The 24,810-nt window shown below is 35.7% G+C and carries 19 protein-coding genes; 9 read left to right on the plus strand and 10 right to left on the minus strand.

Annotated features, from left to right (window positions below; translation table 11 throughout):
* Positions 1–126 precede the first annotated feature (126 nt).
* Positions 127–2,001 (minus strand): cation:proton antiporter, encoded by a 1,875-nt coding sequence (locus tag BC781_RS24325; RefSeq protein ID WP_245935662.1) that lies wholly within the window; start codon positions 1,999–2,001, stop codon positions 127–129.
* Positions 2,002–2,294: 293 nt separating this feature from the next.
* Here BC781_RS24325 and BC781_RS24330 point away from each other — a divergent pair, with 293 nt between their 5' ends.
* A complete protein-coding gene (locus BC781_RS24330) occupies positions 2,295–3,911 on the plus strand; it encodes a hypothetical protein (protein WP_109622958.1) in 1,617 nt (538 codons plus the stop codon).
* 260 nt (positions 3,912–4,171) lie between these two features.
* Complete coding sequence (locus BC781_RS24335; RefSeq protein WP_109622960.1) at positions 4,172–5,443, plus strand: Glu/Leu/Phe/Val family dehydrogenase; 1,272 nt, start codon at positions 4,172–4,174, stop codon at positions 5,441–5,443.
* Positions 5,444–5,513: 70 nt separating this feature from the next.
* On the opposite strand, the gene BC781_RS24340 is transcribed toward BC781_RS24335, so the two are convergent.
* The 3 genes from BC781_RS24340 to BC781_RS24350 all read right to left on the minus strand — a co-directional run bounded on the left by BC781_RS24340 (position 5,514) and on the right by BC781_RS24350 (position 9,075).
* The gene (locus tag BC781_RS24340) at positions 5,514–6,131 is read right to left on the minus strand and encodes a hypothetical protein (protein ID WP_109622962.1); all 618 of its coding nucleotides are present in this window, start codon (positions 6,129–6,131) and stop codon (positions 5,514–5,516) included.
* Positions 6,132–6,134: 3 nt separating this feature from the next.
* Positions 6,135–6,980, minus strand: a complete 846-nt coding sequence (locus BC781_RS24345) for a metallophosphoesterase family protein (RefSeq protein WP_109622964.1) — start codon at positions 6,978–6,980, stop codon at positions 6,135–6,137.
* Positions 6,981–7,173: 193 nt separating this feature from the next.
* Complete coding sequence (locus tag BC781_RS24350; RefSeq protein ID WP_109622967.1) at positions 7,174–9,075, minus strand: tetratricopeptide repeat protein; 1,902 nt, start codon at positions 9,073–9,075, stop codon at positions 7,174–7,176.
* 282 nt (positions 9,076–9,357) lie between these two features.
* On the opposite strand from BC781_RS24350, the gene BC781_RS24355 reads away from it, so the two are divergent.
* The 4 genes from BC781_RS24355 (at position 9,358) to BC781_RS24370 (ending at position 14,462) form a co-directional block, all read left to right on the plus strand.
* The gene (locus tag BC781_RS24355) at positions 9,358–11,517 is read left to right on the plus strand and encodes a prolyl oligopeptidase family serine peptidase (protein WP_109622969.1); all 2,160 of its coding nucleotides are present in this window, start codon (positions 9,358–9,360) and stop codon (positions 11,515–11,517) included.
* A 271-nt stretch (positions 11,518–11,788) separates the two neighbouring features.
* Entirely contained in the window at positions 11,789–12,895 is a 1,107-nt protein-coding gene (locus tag BC781_RS24360) for a cysteine peptidase family C39 domain-containing protein (RefSeq protein WP_109622971.1), read from the plus strand.
* Between the two features lie 321 nt (positions 12,896–13,216).
* The gene (locus BC781_RS24365; RefSeq protein ID WP_146201777.1) at positions 13,217–13,531 is read left to right on the plus strand and encodes a hypothetical protein; all 315 of its coding nucleotides are present in this window, start codon (positions 13,217–13,219) and stop codon (positions 13,529–13,531) included.
* Positions 13,532–13,778: 247 nt separating this feature from the next.
* Positions 13,779–14,462, plus strand: a complete 684-nt coding sequence (locus BC781_RS24370) for a hypothetical protein (RefSeq protein ID WP_109622975.1) — start codon at positions 13,779–13,781, stop codon at positions 14,460–14,462.
* A gap of 12 nt (positions 14,463–14,474) precedes the next feature.
* Here BC781_RS24370 and BC781_RS24375 read toward each other — a convergent pair whose 3' ends face one another.
* The 5 genes from BC781_RS24375 to BC781_RS24395 all read right to left on the minus strand — a co-directional run bounded on the left by BC781_RS24375 (position 14,475) and on the right by BC781_RS24395 (position 19,436).
* Positions 14,475–15,062, minus strand: coding sequence for a DUF4199 domain-containing protein (locus BC781_RS24375; RefSeq protein WP_109622977.1), 588 nt, complete (start codon positions 15,060–15,062; stop codon positions 14,475–14,477).
* 21 nt (positions 15,063–15,083) lie between these two features.
* A complete protein-coding gene (locus BC781_RS24380) occupies positions 15,084–16,358 on the minus strand; it encodes a dihydroorotase (protein WP_109622979.1) in 1,275 nt (424 codons plus the stop codon).
* Positions 16,359–16,510: 152 nt separating this feature from the next.
* Positions 16,511–16,918, minus strand: a complete 408-nt coding sequence (locus tag BC781_RS24385; RefSeq protein WP_109622981.1) for an ATP-binding protein — start codon at positions 16,916–16,918, stop codon at positions 16,511–16,513.
* Complete coding sequence (locus BC781_RS24390) at positions 16,896–17,255, minus strand: STAS domain-containing protein (protein WP_109622983.1); 360 nt, start codon at positions 17,253–17,255, stop codon at positions 16,896–16,898. The genes BC781_RS24385 and BC781_RS24390 overlap by 23 nt, the downstream gene beginning before the upstream one ends.
* Positions 17,256–17,399: 144 nt before the next feature.
* Entirely contained in the window at positions 17,400–19,436 is a 2,037-nt protein-coding gene (locus BC781_RS24395) for a GAF domain-containing SpoIIE family protein phosphatase (RefSeq protein WP_109622985.1), read from the minus strand.
* A 336-nt stretch (positions 19,437–19,772) separates the two neighbouring features.
* Between BC781_RS24395 and BC781_RS24400 the strand changes: the two genes are divergently transcribed.
* Entirely contained in the window at positions 19,773–21,263 is a 1,491-nt protein-coding gene (locus tag BC781_RS24400) for a BamA/TamA family outer membrane protein (protein WP_109622987.1), read from the plus strand.
* Here BC781_RS24400 and BC781_RS24405 read toward each other — a convergent pair.
* The gene (locus tag BC781_RS24405) at positions 21,260–22,156 is read right to left on the minus strand and encodes an alpha/beta fold hydrolase (RefSeq protein ID WP_109622989.1); all 897 of its coding nucleotides are present in this window, start codon (positions 22,154–22,156) and stop codon (positions 21,260–21,262) included. The two genes, BC781_RS24400 and BC781_RS24405, sit on opposite strands and share 4 nt — an antisense overlap.
* A 314-nt stretch (positions 22,157–22,470) precedes the next feature.
* Between BC781_RS24405 and BC781_RS24410 the strand changes: the two genes are divergently transcribed.
* Together BC781_RS24410 and BC781_RS24415 are read left to right on the plus strand one after the other, a co-directional pair.
* Positions 22,471–23,745, plus strand: a complete 1,275-nt coding sequence (locus BC781_RS24410) for a nucleotide sugar dehydrogenase (protein WP_109623120.1) — start codon at positions 22,471–22,473, stop codon at positions 23,743–23,745.
* A gap of 58 nt (positions 23,746–23,803) precedes the next feature.
* The gene (locus BC781_RS24415) at positions 23,804–24,793 is read left to right on the plus strand and encodes an SDR family oxidoreductase (protein ID WP_109622991.1); all 990 of its coding nucleotides are present in this window, start codon (positions 23,804–23,806) and stop codon (positions 24,791–24,793) included.
* Positions 24,794–24,810: the final 17 nt, after the last annotated feature.

Consider the following 24,810-nt stretch of genomic DNA (forward strand, 5'->3'; position numbering starts at 1 on the left):
CTCACCGTAATCCATACAGTTTATCGAACATAATTATTATCCTATTCGAGCAGGAACAAGTCTTTTAACATAATTAACTTTATATAAGCAACGTTTTATAACACCTCTTAACACCGTATACCATCGCTAAACTCTTGGTAAAAATGCTAAGGTTGAACCTTCTTTGATCTCTACTAGGTCTTCTGTAACTGGAAAGGCATTTTTTTCATGAACAATTAAAAGTGGTATGATACTATCCGATTTTTCTTCTAGTATTTTCTCCAAGTCTTCTTGAGTATTCACCCCCACTTCTTGAATTTTTGTTCTACGACGGAATGCCTGTGTCAGCGAAATGAAATCATACTTACCATGAAATAATAAGTTCTTCGGATTTTCTAGATTGGTAATTTCTAATTCTCTCTTCGATGCTAACCTATAAACATTTCCATCGCCAATTTCTTTTCCAATGATCCGATTTCCTAATACATTTATATCTGTATTTGAAGTCATCGCGAAAAGCTTCCCAAACTTTGAAAAATCCATTTCTTCTAAACCTTCATCAGAGAATAAACTTCCCTCATAAACAGGTAACCAAGAAGTTCTACATTCATTCACATTTGACTTTGCTGTATCACCAAGCATCACAGGAATTCCTTTTCCTTTTAAGTATTTAGCAATTGTTCGAGCTGTTTCTCCCGCACCCAAAAACAGAATACCATTTGGTTTCTTTCTAGTTACGCCCAATGCATTGGCTACTTGTTTGGCTAATAATCCTTGAATAATTACAGTACCAACAATAGTCATAAAAGTAAGAGGTAAAAGCATTTGAGCATCTTCAACAATCTTTGGAGAAAGCCCAGCCTGACCTGCCAAATCCACCATTTTTACTGTGAAAATTGAGGCTACCCCTGCCGCAACAATACCTCTAGGACAGATAAAAGAAATAAAGATTTTCTCTCTTAAATTCAATTCAGATTTGATGGCACTGAGGAATACGACCAAAGGTCTAAGGACTAAAACAATTACTAAAAATAGTAGTAAGCTTTCCCAGTTCATCAACTTCTCCAAATCAGCCATATCCATCCTCGAAGAAAGCATTACGAAAAGGAATGAAATCAGAATCAAAACCACATCTGCTTTAAAAGAAAGTATTTCTTTTAAACCTTCTATTTTTAGATTGGCGAGTATCATTCCAAGAATAGTCACTGCCAATAATCCAGATTCAGCATGAAGAATATCAGCTAAAGCAAAAGCCATAATTACAATCCCGAGAACAACAGTATTTCTCAGATAATATGGCAATAGTTTATTGGTGAGAATTTTATATAAAAACCAAGCAAATAAACCTCCTACAAATACTCCGGCAACTACAGTCGTTGCAAAGGTCTTCAATGCAAAAAGCGTGAAGTACTCATTTGGCTTTCCTGAAACAATAAATTCATAGATAAGAATCGCTATCAAAGCTCCTACTGGGTCTATAAGAATACCTTCCCATTTCAAGATTGTACTAATCTTGTCATTAGGTTTTACATTTCTCAAAATTGGACCTATTACAGTTGGCCCTGTTACAATGATTAATGCCCCAAACAGAAATGCTATTTGATAACTAAAGCCCATGATATTATGAACAGCCAAAGCCCCTCCGATAAGAGTGACGACTGAGCCATAAAAAATCATATTTCGAACCACTGTCGCTAAAGACTTTACTTCTTTAAATTTCAAAGTAAGTCCTCCTTCAAAAAGTATAAGCCCCACCGATATTGAAACAACATCAAATAATCTTTCTCCTTGAAATATTCGATCTCCATCAATCAACTTTTCTCCCGTAGGAGTGAACAACGATGAAATAGGACCAAATACTAATCCCACAATAATAAGGGGTAAAATGGCTGGTACCTTGATACGCCAAGCTAACCACTGTGCAAAAAATCCTAAAACTAATAATCCAGCAATTTCAAACATACCAATGAAATATAATGAAGTCCAACCATCACTATTCTTAGAATTCTCTAATTCAGTCACTCTTTAGCTGAGTTCTAAAAATGTGTACATCAAACAAGATGAGAATTGAATTCAATTCCTACCAACTTGTAGTATAGGTATTTGATTTCAATATTTAAAAACAAACTTTCATTTTTTTGTTTTTATTCTCAAATAAATCCATTGAAAATTTTAGCTAAAAAACTAGCTCAAATACCTTCCTAAGCCACATTATTCTGAATTCTGACAGAAAAGGTTGCATTTGCAATTCATTTTCTTCTCATCTATCTTATTGTACACTCTAAAGCTGCATCATTGACTAACCCATTTCAACTATGAGAACTTCGTACTTCGTTTTCGTCATGACTCTTCTCGCTTTTTATATTCCTACCTTGGTGAGTGGTCAAACTTGGTCTGAAAAATCGATCCAACTAGATATCAATTCCAAAGATTTTTCTAGTTATCAGACACTTGAATTTCCTTCTAAAGGATTATTGGTTTTACGCGAAGGCAATAAGCGACCAGGAAAGCACCTACCAGTCATTTGCCAATTTTATGACCTAGACCTTGAAGTAAAATGGACTCGTAATCTTAGCATTCATAGACACTATGAACTCATTGGTGAAACCCTTTATGAAGATAAAGCCTATCTATTGGCCCAAAATTCTAAAGATGACTTCTTAGTCTTTGAAATTGATACAGAACAAGGTCGAATTAATGAATACGCATTTGATAATATTGAACGAGTGAATCCTACTCATTTTGTAGCACTCAAAAATCATATCATCATAGGAGGGCATGATCAAGGACATCCTACTGCTATCATTTTTGACACCAAACTTCATAAGAAAAGCATACTACCTTCTCTACATCAATTGAAGGCAAAACTAGTTGAGATTAGCTACCATCCCGAAGTACATAGCTTTACGGTAGTCAGTAAAACCACTCAAGGATTGAAGCCTGGTATTCATTTCAACACCTATTGGGAAGATGGTAGACTTCAAAATAACTTTTGGTTAGAAGATACCGAAGACTATAACCTTCATACCTTCCGTCCATTTCTGAATAAAGAACATAAACTTGTTGTGCTTGGTACTTACGGTTTAAAAAGTAGTAAGCAAGTTCAAGGAATTTACTCGCTAAATTTCAGTGAAGAAGGTCAGTTTGAAGATATGAAGTTTTACGACTTCGGGTATTTCAAAAACTTCTATCAACACTTATCTGAAAAACGTAGAAATCGACTCGCTAAAAAAATTGATTCAAAAAGAAAGAAAGGGAAGATTCACCCACTCCGCCATAACTTTTATCTCTATGATCTGAAGTTTGATGATGATCAAGTTGTATTAGTTGCTGAAGAAGTAGAACTCAACCGCCCAAGCAGAACTACACAATTTCATCCTAATGCTTTTCCATACAACAATACAGCTTCTACAATGGCTCTTCAGTACACTGTTCCTTTAGGAATGTATAATTCGTCATTATACAACAGAAATGTAGATGCAAAAATGTATCATGATCTTGGGTTACTCACAGAACAGGTTTTCCCTAGTGAAATAAGGTACAAACAGCTTATTGCTTGCGGATTTGATCGAGATGGAAATCTACGTTGGGACAATGCCTTTCTTTTAGAAAACCAACCAACTTCTATACCTCAAAAACATGCAGATATTTTATTATTCGAAGATCAAGTCAGTATAATTGAAGCCTTGGATGACAAACTTCGTTTTGCAGAAACTAAACTGAAAAAATATGCAGATTCGGTTCAAGTACAAGAAATGAACTTCCAAAACTTGGAGTCTAAAGAAGTGATTCACCGCTCAACCTCTCAGTGGAATGATGATCGTATCTTGATCATTTCTGAAGGTCGAAAATTAAGTTCAAGTTTTACACTTCGACCTCAAAAGTGGCTTATTATTCGTTCAGTCATGAAAAAGGATCAGGAAGAAACATGAATTTCTGATAAATTAATCAACATCAGAAACGAAGAATAAACAAAACCCAAAAACCACTTAAAATCAAAAACTTAACACACTAAAACTTGAATCTCTTTTCATCTTGAAAAAGAATTTCTAGGAGAAAAAGTAAAAATATTTTGTACTATCTCTTGAAGATTCATTTGAAAGATATACATTTGCATCAATAAGTGTGTAATTAACACCAATAATTAACGAAACAAAAAACCGAGTCTACATTACTTGATAATTTTTTGTCTATGGCTTACATCGAACCTGCACCAATTAAGGACAAAGAAAATCCATTTGAATCAATGATGGAGCGTTTCAATATCGCGGCCGAGAAGCTTGGTCTTGACGATGAAACGTATGGAGTTTTAAAAAGCCCATCTAAACAGGTTATTGTCTCCTTGCCTATTACTATGGATGATGGTAGAAAGGAAGTCTTTGAAGGCTACCGAGTGATTCACTCAAATATCCTTGGACCATCAAAAGGAGGGGTTAGATTTGACCCACACGTGAACCTTGATGAGGTAAAAGCATTAGCTGCTTGGATGACATGGAAATGTGCCGTTGTGGACATTCCTTACGGAGGAGCTAAAGGGGGCGTGAAATGTGAACCTTGGACAATGTCTGAAGGCGAACTTGAGCGTTTGACAAGAGCCTATACTTCTGCTCTCAATGAAGTTTTAGGTCCAGACATCGACATTCCTGCTCCAGATATGGGTACTGGCCCAAGGGAAATGGCATGGATGATGGATGAATACTCTAAATCACGTGGTAGAACAATCAACGACGTTGTAACAGGTAAACCTCTAGTACTTGGAGGCTCCCTTGGTCGTGTGGAAGCTACAGGTCGTGGCGTTATGGTTTCAGCTATGGTTGCCCTTGAAAAAATGGGCATCAAACCAACGCAAGCAACTTGTGCTGTCCAAGGATTTGGAAACGTAGGTAGTCACGCTGCTATGCTTCTTGAAGAAAGAGGTCTACGCATCCTAGGAATCTCTGATCACACTGGAGCTTACTGGAATGAAAGAGGATTAGATATTAAGAATGCGATCCATTATCGTCAGGCAAATGGCACTTTGGAAGGCTTCACAGGTGGTGAAAAAATCACTAACGAAGAACTAATCACATCTAAAGTTGATGTATTGGTTCCTGCAGCCAAAGAAGATGTTATTACTTACCATAATGCTGATCAAATTCAAGCAAAACTTATCGTAGAAGGAGCAAACGGTCCAACTGGAGCTCGCGCAGATAAGTTTTTGAATGAAAAAGGAATTGTAGTGGCACCAGATATTCTTGCAAATGCAGGAGGTGTTACTGTATCATACTTCGAATGGGTTCAAAACCGTCTCGGGTACAAATGGACTCGTGAGCGTGTGAACAGAAGAAGTGACCGTATTATGAAAGAAGCATTCGAGAGAGTGTACCGTACCGCACAAGAGTATGACGTATCCCTTCGTATTGCATCTTATATTGTAGCTATCAAGAAAGTCTCTGAGACTTATCGTTATAGAGGAGGATTTTAACAGATAATACACACACCTTATCACTTACAAGAGGGCAGCTTATTTTAAGCTGCCCTTCTTTTTTATATCATCAGTCAAAATGTAACAACACTCCTACACTCGCATTCACGAAATGATTAAAAAGCATTTCAGGGTTCTTAAATTGATTTACGGAATAAAGAATTGTTCTTCCTAAATCGCCATAAAGCGTGACTCTTTTTATCAAGTGTTTCTCACAAAAGTCATAATTATACCTTGCCCCGACAGAAAAACGTAAGTCGGTGGCATGACTAAACCAATAATAACCTTCGGGATATCCTTCTTTGAGACTTGTGTGTTCTGGACCAAAATACCAACTACTAGCTAAGCCAAGACCGAGTAATTCTAAACTCATATTTGGCTTAATCTGAATAGGATGAACCAACCAAGTTGAATATTTTAGATTGACAATATTCTTAGCTCTTCCTCTTACTCCAGAGGGAACAAATCCATAACCTAAATCCAAATAACCACGTTCTCGTTTACCAAGCTTATACCCAGCCCCTAAACTTAATAATCCTTGTCCTCCTGCAAACTGCATATAAGCGTAATCAGGTATCCATTTATTTCTAGTTGAATCAGGTGCAATTTCTGTACTTTGCTGAGCGACTACAGTCACTTTCGTAAATGCTAAAAGTACTACTAGCAATATTCCCTTTATTAGCTTCATGTCTTATACCTTCTTGCGTTCCCATTTGATTTGTCCATCTTCTATCCAGAAAATGGTATACTCATTATTTAGCATAGCATTTACCTGTATGCTCGGTACCGATTCATTACTGTAAGGATATCTGACTATGTAATTATGGCTATGTCCATGGATTACCGCTAAGACACTTGGAGTTTCACTTATGAGCTTATCCAACTCTGGATAAAGGTTCTGATCTAAAGCATTTTCTTCTGGGAAAATCCCTACATGACAAATGATTACAATTTGATCGAAGTCCTCAGATGGGCTCATTTCTTTACTCAACCAAGCTACATCTGGTACTTTACCATTAAATTGGTTTTCGAGGGAATTGGTATCTAATAGGATAAATTTTACTCTTCTGAAAATGAAGCTTTCATTGAATGCACCATACATCTCTTTGAACATCGGTTGTCCTACACCAAGATAGTCATGATTCCCTATGACTGTCATGAATGGACTTTGTGCTCTTTCATAAATAGAAAAAGATGCTTCATACTCGCTCGGAAGTCCAAACTCTGTGAAATCTCCTCCATTTAATATGAAATCAATAGAGTCTTGTTCATTCACATCCTCGATTCCCTTTTCCAACTCTGCAAAGTAATTTTGATTATCTGCTATAAAAGCAAACTTCACGACACCATCACTCCCATTTGTTTGAAGTTCATATTTAGCTAAACGTTCAATATTTTTTCGGTTTGAGTCTTTTTCATCTTCTTCAAGATTGATGTCGTAGGGTGTGTATTCAAAAAGGCCGCAACTACCAAGTAGAAAGGTGAAAATGTAAGAAAATGAACAAAGCCATTTTTTAATTGCTAAGTTGATTTGCATGATTTGATTGACTTGGATTTCCTACTGATTTGAATGGGCTATCAGTAGGTACTTTGTAAGTAAATTTTTCAAGTCAATATTAGAGGGTATTCAATCAAGCTACTCTTTTTTCTTACTGAACCGATCAAATTCGAGTATCAAAGAGGAAAGAAGCTTGACTGAATTTTAATATATGATATGCAATGTTATCATTTTATAGGCTTAACCCAATCAATAAAATATCATCTGTCTGATGGTAACCTTGCATCCAATTTTCTAGCGAAGATTGAAGTATCTTAAACTGCTCATCCATCGGGAGCAAATGTATCTCTCTCAATAACGAACGGAATCTTTTTCGTAAGAATTTACGACCTTCTGGTCCTCCGAATTGATCTTGATAACCATCTGAGAAAAGATAAATATGAGTAGGCTTCTTTAACGAAATCATATGCTCTTCAAATGAGCGCTCCGTTTCTTTCTGCTGACCTCCTACTGCATGCAGACCACCTTTTATCACATGCATTTCGCCTTCTTGGAAATACAATAATGGATTCTTTGCTCCTGCAAAATGTAACGTTTGTTCTCTATGATTAATCGTTATTAAAGACACATCCATTCCATCACGATTATCCGTTTCATCTTGCTTCAAAGCTCGCCTTACTCCTTCGTGTAAAAACTGTAAGATTGCTGATGGAGAAGTCAATTTTTGCTCTAAAACTGCTTGTTGTAATAGAGCATTGGCAATCATAGACATAAATGCTCCGGGTACTCCATGTCCTGTACAATCTATTGCAGCAATGATCGTACTTCCATTTATATGATTCCACCAATAAAAGTCTCCACTAACAATATCTCTCGGGCGAAAAAGTACTTGAACTTCATTGAGGTATTCGTCTAAACTACTCAAAGACGGAAGCATTGAAGACTGAATGCGTTCAGCGTATCTTATACTTTGTACCATTTTATGTTTTTGTAGCTCAACCTGATGATTTGCCTCTTTCAGTTCTACATTTTTTAGTCTATGAATTTCTGACTCTTGTTGTGCTTTTTCTAGTTCAAAGTTAGAGCGCATCTTTTTGAGTTGTGCCTCAACCTCTTCACCTTGTAAGTCTGATTTTACTTGTAGATACTGCTCATATGTTTCTACGGCTTCCCAAGGAGCTTCATTACTTTTATAGGTTTCAGCTAAAATCTTGAGTGCTCGTAATTGCTTGACTTTTGCATCTATTGATTCCGCATTTTTCACTGCTAGATTTAGAAATTGCGTAGCATTTTCATACTCTCTAATTTCAAAAAACAACTCGCCCAATGCCGTTTGAGTCGTTACAACACCTTGCTTATTATTTAATTCTTCTCTCTGCTGAAGAGCTTCCATATACCAAGATAAAGCCTCTTCACTTTGAGACATCGCTCTGTAGACTTCTCCAATTTCATGTTTAGCTCTTGCATTGGAGTTCTTATCTTTTTGCTCTTCGCTAATATTTAAAGCGCGACGATGTAGAATAAGTGCTCTTTCATAGTCTTTACCTAACATGGCTAAATGCCCCATCCCGATTGTAGATGAACAAATACCCATCGTATCCCCTAAGATTTCAAAGTCCTTCAAAGCCGCTTCATAGTGCTGAAATGCCTGCTCTTGATCTTTTAATTCATCATAAAAAGAACCCAATAGATAGTTTACCCAAGCTCGGTCACTCGGTATAGCTGCATTTTTATTCAAATCGTAAGCCTTCAAAACATATGAAAATGCTTTTTCATGCTCTCCAATTCCCCAATACATAACTCCATGAAGCGTCAAACATCTTGAAAAGTTGTGTTGATCTCCGGAGTGTTCTAATATATTATATGCATATTTTAATTCTTGGATGGCATATGAAGTGTTCGAAAACTGCAGCTGCTTAACAAAAGCAAGCCACATTCTTGCTATAGCCTCACCTTTTTCATATCCATTAGCAATAGCTAATAACCTTGCTTCTTCTGCATATTCGGCTGCCTTTTTTCTATCAGTACCTCGTAATCGCCAAGCTTTTTCTGCTAGCTCATCAACTCTAGCTCTGGCTATTTCTACACTCTCTTGATCTGTTGATTGGTTTAGTTTTTCGTCAAAGGCTATCATAGACCTATTCTCTTCTGTTATTTGTTTTTAGCTTATGTGACTTCGCACCTAGATATTCGTCATATTATCTAACGTCTATACAATAAGTAAAGTGTTTGCCATGACATTAATCCAATCATAGAAAACAGCATAATATGTATTCTGTGTTAGGTTCTAAAGTTACTCGTATGGGTTCAACGCAATTACAATCAAGAGGTTCTGAATATATTTCAATTTTGTCTGTTTATTTTTAAATTGAATACCATTACGACTAATCAATTCAATTTTATAACACTCTATCATATGAAACACACTTCCAAAGGAGTAGCTCTTTTGTTGGGTATCATGTCTATAACTTCCTGTCAAAAAACGGAACAAGACACCGTTTCAACAATTGAATACCCTGAAACAAGGAAAGATCTCACAGTAAAAGAAGATTACTTTGGTACAGAAGTAAGCGATCCTTACAGATGGTTAGAAGATGACATGTCTGAAGAAACAAAGGCATGGGTTAAAGCTGAAAATAAAGTCACATTTGACTACTTAGATCAAATTCCATATCGTGATGCGATCAAGAAACGAATGACTCACCTTTGGAATTACGAAAAGATTTCAGCGCCATTCAAACGTGGAGAATATACATATTTCTACAAAAATGATGGTTTGCAAGCGCAAAGTGTTCTTTACCGTTTCAAAAAAGATGGTGACACTCCTGAGGTATTCCTTGACCCTAACAACTTCTCAGAAGACGGAACAACTTCATTGGCTGGTTTAAGTTTCAGTACAGATGGAAGCCTTTGTACTTATCAAATCTCTGAAGGTGGTTCTGACTGGCGTAAAATCATTATCATGGATGCTTCATCTATGAAAGTAATGGAAGATACACTAGTAGATGTAAAGTTTTCTGGTGTAAGCTGGAAAGGACAAGAAGGTTTTTACTACAGCAGTTACGACAAGCCAAAAGAAGGTTCTGAACTTTCTGGTTTGACACAACAGCACAAACTTTACTTCCACAAACTTGGTACTGCTAAAGCAGAAGATAAACTGATCTTTGGAGGTGAAGAAACTCCTAGAAGATACATTTCAGGGTCTGTAACAGAAGACAATAACTATCTTGTGATTTCTGCGGCTATCCGTACTTCTGGTAATGAACTTTATATTCAAGATATCAGCAAACCAAATCAGCCAATCATCAATGTTGTAAATAACTTCGACAATGAGCATTCTGTTGTTTACAATGAAGGTAGCAAGCTATTTATTGAAACAAACCTTGATGCACCAAATAACCGATTAGTTACTACTGACTTCAGTAAAGTAGCACCTTCTAATTGGGTTGATGTTATTCCTGAGTCTGAAAATGTATTGAACGTATCTACTTCTGGAGGGGTATTTTATGCTAAATACTTAGAGGATGCTGTATCAAAAGTATATGCTTACGATACTAAAGGAAAACAATTACAAGAAATTGCACTACCAGGAGTGGGTTCTGCTAGCGGTTTCTGGGGTTCTAAAGAAGATAAAGAAGTTTACTACACCTTTACTTCTTACACTTACCCTTCTACAATTTTCAAATACGAGCCAACAAAAGGTACGTCTGAGCTATACAAAAAGCCTACAGTTGATTTCGATTCTGAAGCATTTGAATCAAAGCAAGTATTCTATACGTCAAAAGATGGTACTAAAATTCCTATGATCATCACCTACAAAAAAGGAGTTGAGCTTAATGGAGAGAATCCTACTATTCTTTATGGATACGGAGGGTTCAATATCAGTATCACTCCTCGTTTCAACACTGCAATGTTGGTATTCTTAGAAAAAGGCGGAGTCTATGCCGTAGCCAACCTAAGAGGTGGCGGAGAATATGGTGAGAAGTGGCATTCTGCAGGTACTAAAATGAATAAACAAAATGTATTTGATGACTTCATTGCCGCTGCTGAATACCTAATCAAAACAGGTTACACTTCCGAGCGTAAACTAGCAATCAATGGTAGATCAAATGGTGGATTACTTGTAGGTGCTGTAGCCAACCAAAGACCTGATCTATTCAAAGTAGCATTACCAGGTGTGGGTGTAATGGATATGCTTCGTTACCATAAATTCACTGCTGGTGCAGGATGGGCTTACGATTATGGAACATCTGAAGACAGTAAAGAGATGTTTGAGTATTTACATAAATATTCACCTTACCATAGCATCAAAGAAGGCATTGACTATCCTGCGACATTGGTTACAACAGCAGATCACGATGATAGAGTAGTTCCTGCGCACTCATTCAAATATGCTGCTCGTTTGCAAGAATACCATTCTGGTAATACGCCTGTTCTTATTCGTATTGATACAAATGCGGGACATGGAGCTGGTAGACCTACAGAAAAAGTAATTGAAGAGTACACAGATTTACTCGCATTTACTTTATGGAATATGGGTTATGAAGAATTACCAAAAGATGATACAGTTCAGTAATCAGAGCATATAACTCATTCAAAAAATCCTTCTCACATTTATCTCGTGAGAAGGATTTTTTTATTCACTCAATTACTTGCAAGAACCGATAAAAGTAAATTATTAAGAGAATATAGTATATATCTAATATATTTAGATTAACATTAACCCAAAAACATTTTAATAATACTATCTTCTAATACCATTCTTATGTTCATCTAGAGTATAAGACTTTTTCTCATACCATTCGACAGACTAACAACCTAATCACATACGATCTAAGACATTATTTATGAAGAATAAACTATCTACTTTTTTGCTACTTACTTTTCTAGGAAGCTGCAATCCAGCTACTTTTTTCCAACAGAGGTATTATAAAGATAGCTACCAACCAATAAGTATGGAATCTCAAACTGTTCTAGAGGACAGTGCAACTATAAAAGGAATGCATTGTATCTCTTACAGTACTGCTTATTGTCAATCGGCTTGTTTACAAATGATTCACTCATTATATGGTGATATTGAAGATATAAGCTATTACAATTGGGCAATGGGATTCACCTACGGAGCTTACTATCAAGAATATGCAGGCGTATACTCATTTCTACCTTACAGCGATCCTGAAACAGGATTAATACAAGCTGAATCTGTTTTGGGGTATAAGAAAAACTACTTGATAAGTCATGATAAAGATGTCTTCATTTCAAATATTAAAGCACACCTCATCAAGAATCAACCTGTAAAAGTTGGAGTTAACAGTGCTATTTTGGAGAATAGAAAAGGTTTTTATCCACATAGCATCATACTTATTGGTTATACCTCTGAATATGTAAAATACTATGAAACTGGAGGAAGTGACCGTATTCTGTTCCAATATGAAGGAGAAAAAGTAAAATGGGACAGATTGATTAGTGCCATTACTTCCTTCAGTCAAGGTTTCAATTACCCCTGGGAATACCAACTCACTGTCTTTGATAAAACCTCTTCTCAAAATCTAATTACCACACACCTTTCTGCGAGTATTATTCAAGAAAATGCAAAATCTGTCATTGGAGCATCTTACGGTTCTACTCACCTCGGGTCACATGCTTTTATAGAACTTGCAAATCGAATCGAACAAAAGGATTTGACAACCGATGAGAGTTCATATCTCTTGAAATCACTTTCCTTTGGACAACTGACTCGTGAAGACAATGCAGTCTACATGCTCTCCGATAAAATGCATACTTTTAATTTTACTGAGATAGCTGTTCTTTATAAACAAAGTGCTGTTGAATTCAAGAAATCTCAAAATGCCCTAGAGAAAGGAAACTTTAAATCATGTGCTAAAGCATTAAGAGAAATTGGAAGAATAGAAAATAAGATAGGTGAAAAGCTATCGCAAATTCTTGAAATCTGATTCTAATAACACCTCATAAAATATATAAGAGTGGCTTTTAATCAGTCACTCTTTTTTTGTCGGAATTTATGACCAAAGGCTTAATTAGGAGTTATTAACCATAAAGATGAAAAATTAAAATAATACAATTATTCAAAGACATTAAATATACTTATCCTCCTTAAATACAAGTTTCAAACTAAAAACACCTCACCTACAACTACTTGCGTTTAATATCATTAATTAACGAATTACATTTTTTCTTCCTTTTTCATGTCTTCCCTTATGAATACCAAATGGTACTCTGAAACACAGACTCAATCAACACTAAATAACAGACTAATGAAAAAGGTTATCACTCTCATACTTCTTATTTTCCCATTATTCACATTTGCTACAGGTGGAGATGATCACACACATAAAACTGAAAAAGAGGAACTTCACCCTTCAGAAACATCTTTTTTCAGATACGAATATTTAAATGCGACGAGCTTCAACGGTAGACATAAAGTTCCTGTTAGAAAGAAATTCTCATGGTTCAATGAGGTTGGATTAGAGGTTAATATCCAAGGTTATTGGGTAAATACTCAGTCGGGTTTCTCTCCTGTAGACGGCAGATATGTTATGGTAGGAGCTGAACGTTTCTATTTCAAATAATCTTTCCCATAATAGCTTAATTAAAAACGAATAATCCATAAATACTAAGTATTATTTATGGATTATTCTTTGTTTTTATACTATCGTAAAAACTATGATAACATAGATCACCTAAGGGAAAAATTGGATTCATTATATTTCCAGTTGATCATTTATCAATAGTATGGTAAACAGCTTCATGCTCATTTGTGTTATTGGACAAGAAAGCGTGTAAAAACTGCACTACCATAAAACAACTAAACAAATAATGGCATCACAGGAATCCTACATAAGTTTTCAGATAAGCTCAGGAGGCTTTAATGGTAGAGAACTTTATTATTATAAGATTACCCCTACATATACAGAAGTAAAAATTAAGCTTACGCCATACAGTTCGCGTGAACCAATTGAAAAGTGCTTTACAGGCCCTTATACAAGTGATGCATTCCGTTATTTGGAAGATAAGATCAAGAAATGCTTTGAGGTAAACCCAGATGATATTTTTTCTGGTAAAATGCCTTTTGACCCTAGTGTGGCAAGCACAATTGACATTCAGCTTTTCAATACACAGAAATTTATTCTAGGGAAATGGCTGCCTTGGATGAGCCATGTGATTCATCAGCTCAAAGGATTAGATTGTAAAGTTCATATGGACTACCAATACATCCTTGAACATGTGGAAGCTATCAAACGTCAAGCTTTGTTACAAATTCCTAGTTTTCATTTCACATTAGAGGATGAAAAACAAAGAGCTTCAGCCGTTCGGGTAAATGGATTCTTAGTTTGGTCTATGGATGAACAAACTCCCCCTAATGACTTGCTCTTGCTAAAAAGTGATGACTATTATATTGAAGTCTTCAGACGATTGGAAGGAGAGCCTCTTAAAATCACTGCAAAAGAGACTTTCAGTAAAGTCCTTTTGAAAAACAATGAATTAAGTTTAGAGAAATAAAAAAAGCGAGGATTAATTCCTCGCTTTTTCATTGAAAGTAGGTTTCGGTGAACCTGTTTTGAAGATAAGCATGAATAAGAATGAGGCAAATAGCCCAAACATCATCATTCCTCCTGCTTGATCTATCGTCAAATCTTTCGGAGACAAATCTTTGACAATCGCCAACTCAGCTTGATACTCTTCTTCGTTCTGCCAACGAATTATATTGCTGTCTTCGTTTTCTTCATTTTTCATCAGATTTGGCTTCATTCCCTCCATGAGTTCCTCAAGTTTTGTGATATGCACTTGACGCATATCTTCTCCCAAACTTGAGAATGAAAGCAATGTAAATAAAGCCAGTCCGAATACAGTACTACTTACAGACGCTGTAATGAATCCAAAAAGAAGACCATGCTGTGCTCTCAAAACATAATTGTTGAGCTTGTCTTTGAAGTACCACATTCCTCCACCCAACAATCCGCCATAAATCCCCCAATAGAGGTATTTTAACTGTCCGAAAGCATGTTTGCCAAATAGATGTAAAATAATGACGTAAAGAAAACAGCTCAAACCGATCGCTAAACCAGTTGTTAGTGCTGCTCCAAAAAGTTTCTTATTCATAGCTTATTAAAGTCTGTAATATTATGCAGATGGCAAGCTGTTTTTAGTGCCATTCACCGTTCCAACCACTTTCCCTTTCAATAGTTTACCGAAGAAAGGCGAATTGTTAGACAATGACTTATTATTTTCTTTAGTAAAAGTCCAGAAATCTTGCTCATCAAAGATGGTCAATTTAGCTTCTGCACCCTCTACAATTGAAGGATTTTCAAGCTTCAACAATCCACGAGGACCTGTTGTTAATTTCTCGATGATTACCTCTGTAGATACGTCTGCTGGCTTATTTGACATTAAAGCTGAGAATGCTGTCTGCAAACCAATTGCGCCAAAGTCTGCCAATTCAAACTCCAATTCTTTCGATTCAATATCTTGTGGAGCATGTGAAGAAACAATTGCATCAATCGTTCCGTCTTTGATACCTTCCCACAAAGCTTCTACATCCGATTTCAAACGGAATGGAGGTTTCACTTTAAAGTTAGTATCAAAGCCCATCATATCTTCATCAGTAAATGCAATCTGATGTGCTGCAATATCACAACTTACCTGTAAACCGTTTGCTTTTGCTTTACGGATCAATTCTACAGCTCCCGAAGTCGAAATATTAGAGAAGTGAATTTTTCCTCCTGTGTAGCCAAGAAGTGAAATAAAACGCTCAATCGCGATATCTTCTGCCAATGAAGGAATACCTCTCGTCCCCATTAGCGTACTTGTGATACCTTCATGCATTTGTCCGTTTTGGTGCATTTGAGTTTCTTCTGGAGAAACAATCAAAAGACCATCAAAAGGCTTCAAGTATTGTAAAATACGACGTGCTACTCCTAAGTGCCACATTGGATGTTCAGCATCAGAAAATGCAATAGCACCTTCTATATGTAAATCTTGTAGCTCTGTCATTTCTTCCCCTTTCAAATCTTTTGTTGCTGCCGCAACAGGGTGTAAGTCTACAGGAGAAAAAGCTGCACGATTTTTTATAAAAGAAACGGCTTCTTTGGTCTGTACTGCTGGTTTGCTATTTGGAAAAGTAACCACATCAGTAAAACCACCAGAAGCCGCTGTGCGACAAAGTGAGTCTATTGTTTCTTTATGTTCAATACCAGGTTCAGAGAGTGATGACCTCATATCAATCCAACCAGGAGAAACGCTGTACTGAGCACCATCTATAGATACTGCATCTTTTGCGTCTTGAATATCTCCGATTTTACTGATTTTGCCATTCTCAATCAGAATATTGGTTTGTTTGCTATGATATGCCGAAGAGGGGTCTATAACTTTTACCCCTTTAAGAAGAATATTATTCATTGCACAGAATAGTTTTGCTATTTAACCAGCAGATCTGTGTCCTAGTTTCACTGCCACAGACAAAGGTAGCAGAGTATGATGAAATTATCCAAAAAGGATGAAAGGAAATCGGGGAAAGTGGGAAAGAAGAATTAGTTTAAAAAAGGTAAAGTTCAAATTCGCTTGTAGAGTTTGAGTATATGTTTGCTTTGGTGTTGTTCTACTTTTATGTCATCCATGATGCGTTTTACGAGGATAAGCCCCATTCTGCCCGCTTTCTTTTCATGAATCACTTGCTCTATAGAAGGCGACTGATAGGTATTTGGGTCAAAACAGCTGCCTTCATCCATTATTTCAAAACAAATTTGCCCATTCAGCATTTTCACATTCACCTCCAAATCCATATCAGGATCGCAGTGGTTTGAATGAATAATGCGATTGGCACAAACTTCGTCGACAGCCAATACAAGAAGATCTATTTGTTCTTGTGTTACTGACTGTTTACTCAAAGTCTCTGCTACAAAATGCCGAAGCGTATGTAAATTTTCTGTATTACAATTAACTGTTTTCTTGTAGACCATTTATCAAGTCTTTTGCTTCATCTATTGTTGTTACAATGGAAAGAAGTTGATCTAACCCTAAAATGCGAAAAACTGTTTCCACATTTGATGCCATTCCGAAAAATACAAGAGAGGTTCCTTTTTCTTCCCATTCATCAATTCGGGAGGTGAAAACACCAATTCCTGCAGATGAAATATAAGTAAGTCCGGTACAGTCCACTAAAATGTTTCTGAAGAGCTTCGAAACTTGTTCTAATACTTCATCAATTTCTAAAGAAGAAGCAGCATCCACTTCACCATTGATCTTAATCACATGGAATTCTCCTTCATCACATTGTATTACTTCTACTTTGCTCATTACGTAAATAAAATCAGTAAGGTTTACGAAAAATCCTTTTTAACTCTATAGGATAGTTACAAAAAGGCAAAACACACACTTTCTCTCAAAAATGCAAGCGTAACCTCTCAAAAATAACTTAAAGAAGCTAAAAATCGTTTTGGCTTAGAATCTGATTAATACCATGGTAAGATCATCATCTACTTTATAATCTTTAGTAAAATCTTCTAATTCCTCCATCAGTTTTACGGAAACTTCTTTCACAGGACGCTCTGCATGTTGAAGTAAGAAATCTTTCAGGCGATCATAGCCATACTCTTCTCCATCAGGTGACTTTGCTTCTATAACGCCATCGGTGTACAAAAAGATTAAATCTCCTTTTTCATAAGAAATTTCATTGGTCTCCAAGAACTTGAAAAAACTGTCGTTTCGAATGATTCCTAAGCCCATCCCTTTACCGTCTAGTGGCACAACTTCTTTGGCCGAAGCTTTATAATAATAAGCAGGACAGTGCCCTGCCCTAGAGTATCGGATATATTTAGCGGTAATATCAATGTCCAAATAACAAGCCGTAACAAAACTTCCTTTTTCCAAACATGTACTCAACGAGTTGTTGGCATGATAGAAAAGCTCTGAAGGATCTAAATTCATCCGCACCAAAGCTTGGAAAATCCCCTTCATCTGTGCCATGTTAAAAGCAGCCGAAATTCCTTTCCCTAAGACATCGGCAATCACAATTCCATATTTTCCATCTTTGATCTGATAGAAATCGTAGTAATCTCCCCCCACTTCTGTATGCGGTAGTGAACGTGCATACAATTCAATACCTTCTACTTCAAATAGTTTTTCGGGTAAAAGACGCTGTTGTACTTGTCGGGCAATTTCCATTTCATTACGGATTCGCTCATGTCCCAAAGCATCTTCTAGCAATCTAAAATTGTGCAATGCAATACCTGCTTGTGCTACCAAAGCATTTACAGAATTGATCATCATTCGGTCAAACCCTTGATAGATCGTTTTTAAAAGCACCAACATTCCGATCGTTTCTTCAGCCCTCTTGACAGGAACTACCATGACCGATCTGAAACGCTCATTGCTTTCATCACCTATGTATGGATTGAAGGTGTATTTTTTCGTTTTGGTAAGATGTTCTGTTCCTTTTTTATCTAAAATTTTACGGATGTATTCTATTTCTTTTGTCGACATCTGATGCGACGAAAAGAAGTTATCGGGATAAACCTCTAACCAACCACCTTCAGCTTTTACGATACTTACAGCATTTCCCAAAAGCACTTTATATACATCCTCTTTTGTTTCACCCTCTATCAGTGTCCTTGTCAAACTTTGCGATAGACTGATCTCTTCAAATTTCTGCTCAAACACAGAAGATGTTGGCAAATTAAAAAGCATGAAAAGGATACTTGCAAAAGCATATATCGAGATGAATGTAAACAAGGTTATTGAGAATACATTCTTCAGTAGATCATCAACAATAAAATTGGGCTGTTCAAAGTAATATCGGATACTGAATACGAAATAGGCTAATGCCAATAGCACAAAAATCAGCTGAAAAATACTCGCTACTTTCTGAGAAAAGTTAAGGTAAGGAACCCATCTCACATTCACGCATAGTACCAAAATCCATATTACCAATACCGCATAAGGGATATTGAAATACATATCAACGATTCCTATACGGAAGAAATGACTGATAAGCGCAACTAAGAGAAATATTTCAAAAGCCTTCCAAATTCGGTATGACCACACCTTTTTTTCATGAAGGATAAGTCGTTTCCAAGTTGTGAATGCGACAATCAAGGTTATCAATAACGATGCAAATTCAACTTGAAAAAAGAAAGCATTTATAAGCGGATGATCTGCCCAAAAAGAGTCTTGAATAACAAGATTTGAGATATTTATACAAAGCGATATGAAGGTACAGATCAAGGTTGTGATAAACACCCGCCAAAGTAAAGCCTGAATATCATACTCGATATGCTTCAGAATTCGGTCAGCATACAAATATCCACTTCCGATGAACAGGTTTAGAAAGAAGCCTTTGAAAAAGAGAGGAGTCTCAATGAGCATAAAATCTCCACTTTCCAAATACACTTGCTCCTGTACCCCAACAATGAGAAGCATAATCCAACTCAGAATAAATACAATGATGGTTCCTTTTTCTACACGGTCAAGCCTTACCATATCTTCATGCAAGTTTCTTATTATACGGCATTTATAGTCAAAAGGACTATATAAGGGGAATTATATCTTAATATAAGATGATCTACCGTAATGGAAAGTTAGAAAGACTAAAGGAATAAATCAGATTTTTAAGTTTTTTTACTACTAAAACTAGTACAACAAGTTTATTTCGCTTTTTATCGATTAAAAACAGATAAAAAAAATGTTAACTCTGAAATGGTTAACAAGAAATAATAACACAAATGTGTATCTTTTGAGATCGTAAGATTGATAAATATTGTATTTAATCATGTAAAGGGAATTTGGTGTTATTTCACCGTAAAGATTTGAAAGGTAGTGCTCGAAAGAATAAGTCTCAGTTATATCACTTTTTGTAGAGGGGGAGGAATAATCCTTTTAATTTTTTGCCTCAGTTTATCTTCTTTCGCACAAGATGAAAACAACACCCTATCCTCAGATTCTACTGCTCAAATACATTTTGAAGGAGATAGTATCTCTATTGCTTCAATTACCCTCAACGGAAATAACATCACCAAAAACCATATTATTCTAAGGGAATTGAGTTTTAAAAAAGGCGATGAAATTTCTACAGAAGACCTTAATGAATTCCTAAAAAAAGAACGTAATAAAGTTTTCAACACCAACCTTTTTGAAAGTGTTGAATTTGACTACAAACTCAATGAGAGAAACGAACTAGAGCTTACCGTCGATATGGTTGAACGATGGTATATCTGGCCTATTCCTATTCTTGAAATTGCTGATCGTAATTTTAATGAATGGATAAATAACAGAGGTGCAGATTTCTCTCGTATTTATTATGGAATTCAGTTCAAACAACGAAATTTTAGAGGAAGAAATGAAAATTTACAACTCTTGCTTAGAGGTGGTTTTGCTGAACTTTACCGCATAAGCTACGATGCTCCATACATTAATAAGAAACAAAAAACCAGTTTACATATCGATGCTTTTTATAGAGAAGACCCGAATGTTGCCTATAAAGTAGAAGATGATCGATTTGTAGAAATCAACAGTACAGAAGGCCCCATAAAATGGACTTGGGGAGCTAGTGTTGGAATAGGCAGAAGAGCTAAATTCTTTGACTATCATAGACTTGTTTTGTCTTATAGAAATATCACCGTAGCTGACACAGTTACGACCTTAAATCCAAATTATCTTGCCGATGGTAAGAATCAGATTCAATACCTGAGCTTAACATATAGATATAGGCGAGATATGAGAAATATTGCTAGTTATCCTCTCAGTGGGTCATTTTTAGAAGTTTCTCTTACAAAAGAAGGTTTGGGAGTTTTCAATGATATCAATACAGCTTCTTTTGATCTTGATTACTCAAAATACTTTGATTTAGGGAATAACTTCTATCATGCTAGTGGAATTTCAGCAAAAGTATCTACCCCTAACGATCTCCCTTACGAGAACAGTAAAACGCTTGGCTATTCAAATAATATGGTCCGAGGCTATGACAAATACGTATCTTTAGGAAATTCCATTGGAGTTTTAAAAAATACTTTGAAGTATAAACTCATATCCACAAAAATCAATATCAATCTTGATAAAAAGAAGTTTAAATACTTTTCTAGTATCCCTATAGATATTTACATCAAAACGTACGCTGATGTGGGCTATAGTTCTCAAAATGATTCATTTAATAGTTCTGAGTTGAATGAATTACCGAACACGTTCCTTGGAGGTGGAGGACTTGGTCTTGATATTGTGACATTTTATAGTACAGTACTACGTCTAGAATATTCAGAGAACGTACACGAAAAGAAAGGAGGATTCTTCTTTTATCTAAGTGCTGACATTTAATAGGTATATTTTTTCATTATTGGATTGAGGTCTTCATCTACTAATAAATGTCCTTTATCTAAAATATCAATCGTACAATTCTGAATTCCCTCACTTAAAATATGTGCGCCTTCTAATAAAACTACTTCATCTCTTCTCCCATAAAATAAATGCACAGGTATCTTATACTCATTTAGCCCTTTCTTGATACCAATTAAATCGGGTTTAAATGCTCGCATAGTCTTATGCATATTGAAAAATCTTTGCCTTTGCGATTTATGTCCAAAATGGTTACAAGTAAAGTCATAAAGAAATTTCGAAATCCAATTCTTTTCGTAGACAAAATCAACGATTTTGAAAAACAACCACGGAAGTCTCATCAGAGCTTTTAAAAGGATAATTAAAACTCTTGGTAATGCATTTATATCGTAGAGTGGATGGGTTTTCACCCCATCTGGAGCAAGTAAATACACTTCTTCCAATCTTGGTAAAATCCGTTGGATAAGTGATAAACTTATTCGTCCTCCCATACTATATCCCATTAGAGAAAAGCTCTTTTTCTTTTCCATTTTAGATATAGCTAAGAATAACTTTATCAAATCATTCTTCGAAAAAAACTTCCGATTCCACCTAGTTTTGCCGTGATAAGGTAAACTTATAGCATAAACAGTATATTTTTCACTTAAGGAACTTTTTAGAACTTGATATAACTGAGCTTTATCGCCAAAGCCATGTAAGCATATCAACAACTTTTCTCCAGAGCCATACTTGATGTATTCTACATTTCCATAAGGGGTCTTTAAGTAGTTTTCAGGAATAGAATTATTTTCATTCATTTGCTCCAAGTAAGACTCGTAGCTTGTACTTTTTTGTTGAATTTTACCTTCCTTATAATTTCCAATACTAAGTCCCATTTCTGAATTACTGAGTTAATTGCTTGTTACTAAAAGTATTCAAATAATCTGATAAAATTGTTTATTGCTTAGATTTATCCATTTTGAAAACAATTTTTTCTGTTTTTAGATAAAGAAAGAATATCTTTATGACTCTAAAAAAATATTACTTTTAGAAGTTTGGATACATTTTTTAGGTTTCAATCCCTTACTTGTCACCAAGTGTATTCATTAAATTTTAAACTGAAATTTAGATTTTCACCAAATAATCTTAGGTATAGTTTTGGAACAAATCGGAACTAACCCAAAAAGATCTAACCTAAAGTAGAATGGCGATGAACCAATCAAAAAACTTCGAGAAAAAAATTGGTATTATTGGATTAGGCTATGTTGGCTTACCTTTAGCTGTCGAATTTGCTAAGCATAATGTAAATGTAGTCGGCTTTGATATAAACGTTGATCGTATTGCTGAACTTAAAAGTGGGGTCGATAGAACGCTAGAAGTTCCTAATGATGAACTTTCATCAGTTTCAAGCTTGCAATTCACTTCTTCAATTGAAGAAATCAAAGACGTAGATATATATATTGTTACTGTACCAACTCCAATCAGTGAGTTCAAAACTCCTGATTTGACTCCGCTTAAAAAAGCTAGTGAAACTGTTGGTAAAGTTTTAAGTCAAGGTAATATTGTTGTATACGAATCAACTGTTTACCCTGGTTGTACAGAAGAAGAGTGTGTTCCTGTTCTTGAAAAAGTAAGTGGATTAACATTCAATCAAGACTTCTTCTGTGGATACTCTCCAGAAAGAATTAATCCAGGAGATCACGTACACAGAGTACACAATATCAAAAAAGTCACAAGTGGTAGTACACCTGAAATTGCTGAAGAAGTTGATCAGATGTATAACATTGTAGTTGAGGTAGGTACACATAAAGCTTCTTGTATTAAAGTTGCTGAGGCTGCAAAAGTTATTGAAAACTCACAAAGAGATTTAAATATTGCTTTTGTCAATGAGTTATCATTAATTTTTGATCGTGTAGGAATTGACACCCTTGAAGTACTTGAAGCTGCGGGAACTAAGTGGAACTTCCTTCCATTTCGTCCAGGACTTGTAGGAGGTCACTGTATTGGTGTAGACCCTTATTATCTTACTCATAAAGCAGAGAGTCTAGGATATCATCCTCAAGTAATTCTTGCTGGTAGAAGGATCAACGACAATATGGGTTCATTTATCGCTAGTAAGGTTGTAAAACTGATGCTTCAAAAGAAAGCTCTAAGCCAAGGAACAAGAGTTCTAGTCATGGGAATTACATTTAAAGAAAATTGCCCTGATATTAGAAACTCACGAGTTATTGATATTATTGAAGAATTCCATGGTTATGGACTGAATGTTGATGTTTATGATCCTCAAGCTGATAAGAACGAAGTGAAACATGAATATAATGTTGATCTTATAGAAAAGCCTGAAGGAAAGTATGCAGCTGTTGTTCTTGCTGTTTCTCACTCAGAATTTGAAGGGATAGACTTAGATAGTTTCACAGAAAACGATTCTGTTATCTATGACGTCAAGTGTGTACTTGATAAAAATGCAGTGACAGATAGATTATAAGATTTAAAGGAAAAAAGGCTGTCCCACAGCCTTTTTCATTTTATACACGGGAAAGTAAATGTTAATCAAAGACAGTAAAATACTAGTAACCGGAGGAGCTGGGTTTATCGGTTCTAACCTCATTGATGAATTGTTAAAGCAAGGAAATTTTGTCCGATGCTTAGACAATTTTGCTACTGGGAAAAAAGAAAATATTGAACCATTCCTTTCCCATGAAAACTTTGAGTTCATTGAAGGAGATATCCGTGACCTTGAAGCCTGTAAAATAGCTACAGAAGGAATCGAATATGTACTGCATCAGGCAGCTTTAGGTTCTGTTCCAAGATCTATTAATGACCCAATCACTTCTAATGAAGTTAACATTAGTGGTTTCTTAAATATGCTTGTTGCGTCAAGAGATGCAAATGTGAAACGATTTGTTTATGCTGCAAGCTCATCCACTTATGGTGATCATCCTGACCTACCTAAAGTTGAAGATAATATTGGAAAACCTCTTTCTCCATATGCTGTAACCAAGTATGTCAATGAACTTTATGCTAAAGTCTTTGCTGATACTTACGGGCTAGAAACTATTGGTCTTCGTTACTTCAATGTATTTGGACGAAAACAAGATCCATATGGAGCATATGCAGCAGTCATTCCAAAGTTTGTTTCGGCTCTTATGCGTAAAGAAGCTCCAGTGATCAACGGTGATGGAACTCATTCAAGAGACTTCACATATATCGATAATGTAATCCATGCAAATCAAGTTGCCGCATTATCTACTCACCCAGATGCTATAAATACTGTTTATAATGTTGCTTTCGGAGAAAATACTTCACTGAATCAACTTTTTGATACTTTAGTTGAAGAACTCTCTGTATTTGATTCAGATATTAAAAATATAAAACCCGTATACGGACCAGAAAGAGCTGGAGATGTCAAACACTCTCTTGCTAGTATAGATAAGGCCGCAACACTTCTAGGTTATAACCCTAAATTTAGTTTTAAAGAAGGCATTAAAGATTCTGTCCGTTGGTACTGGGAAAATTTGGTGGTAAATTCTTAACCCTAAGAAACGCAAAT

The sequence above is a fragment of the Sediminitomix flava genome, assembly GCF_003149185.1.
Taxonomy (GTDB): domain Bacteria; phylum Bacteroidota; class Bacteroidia; order Cytophagales; family Flammeovirgaceae; genus Sediminitomix; species Sediminitomix flava.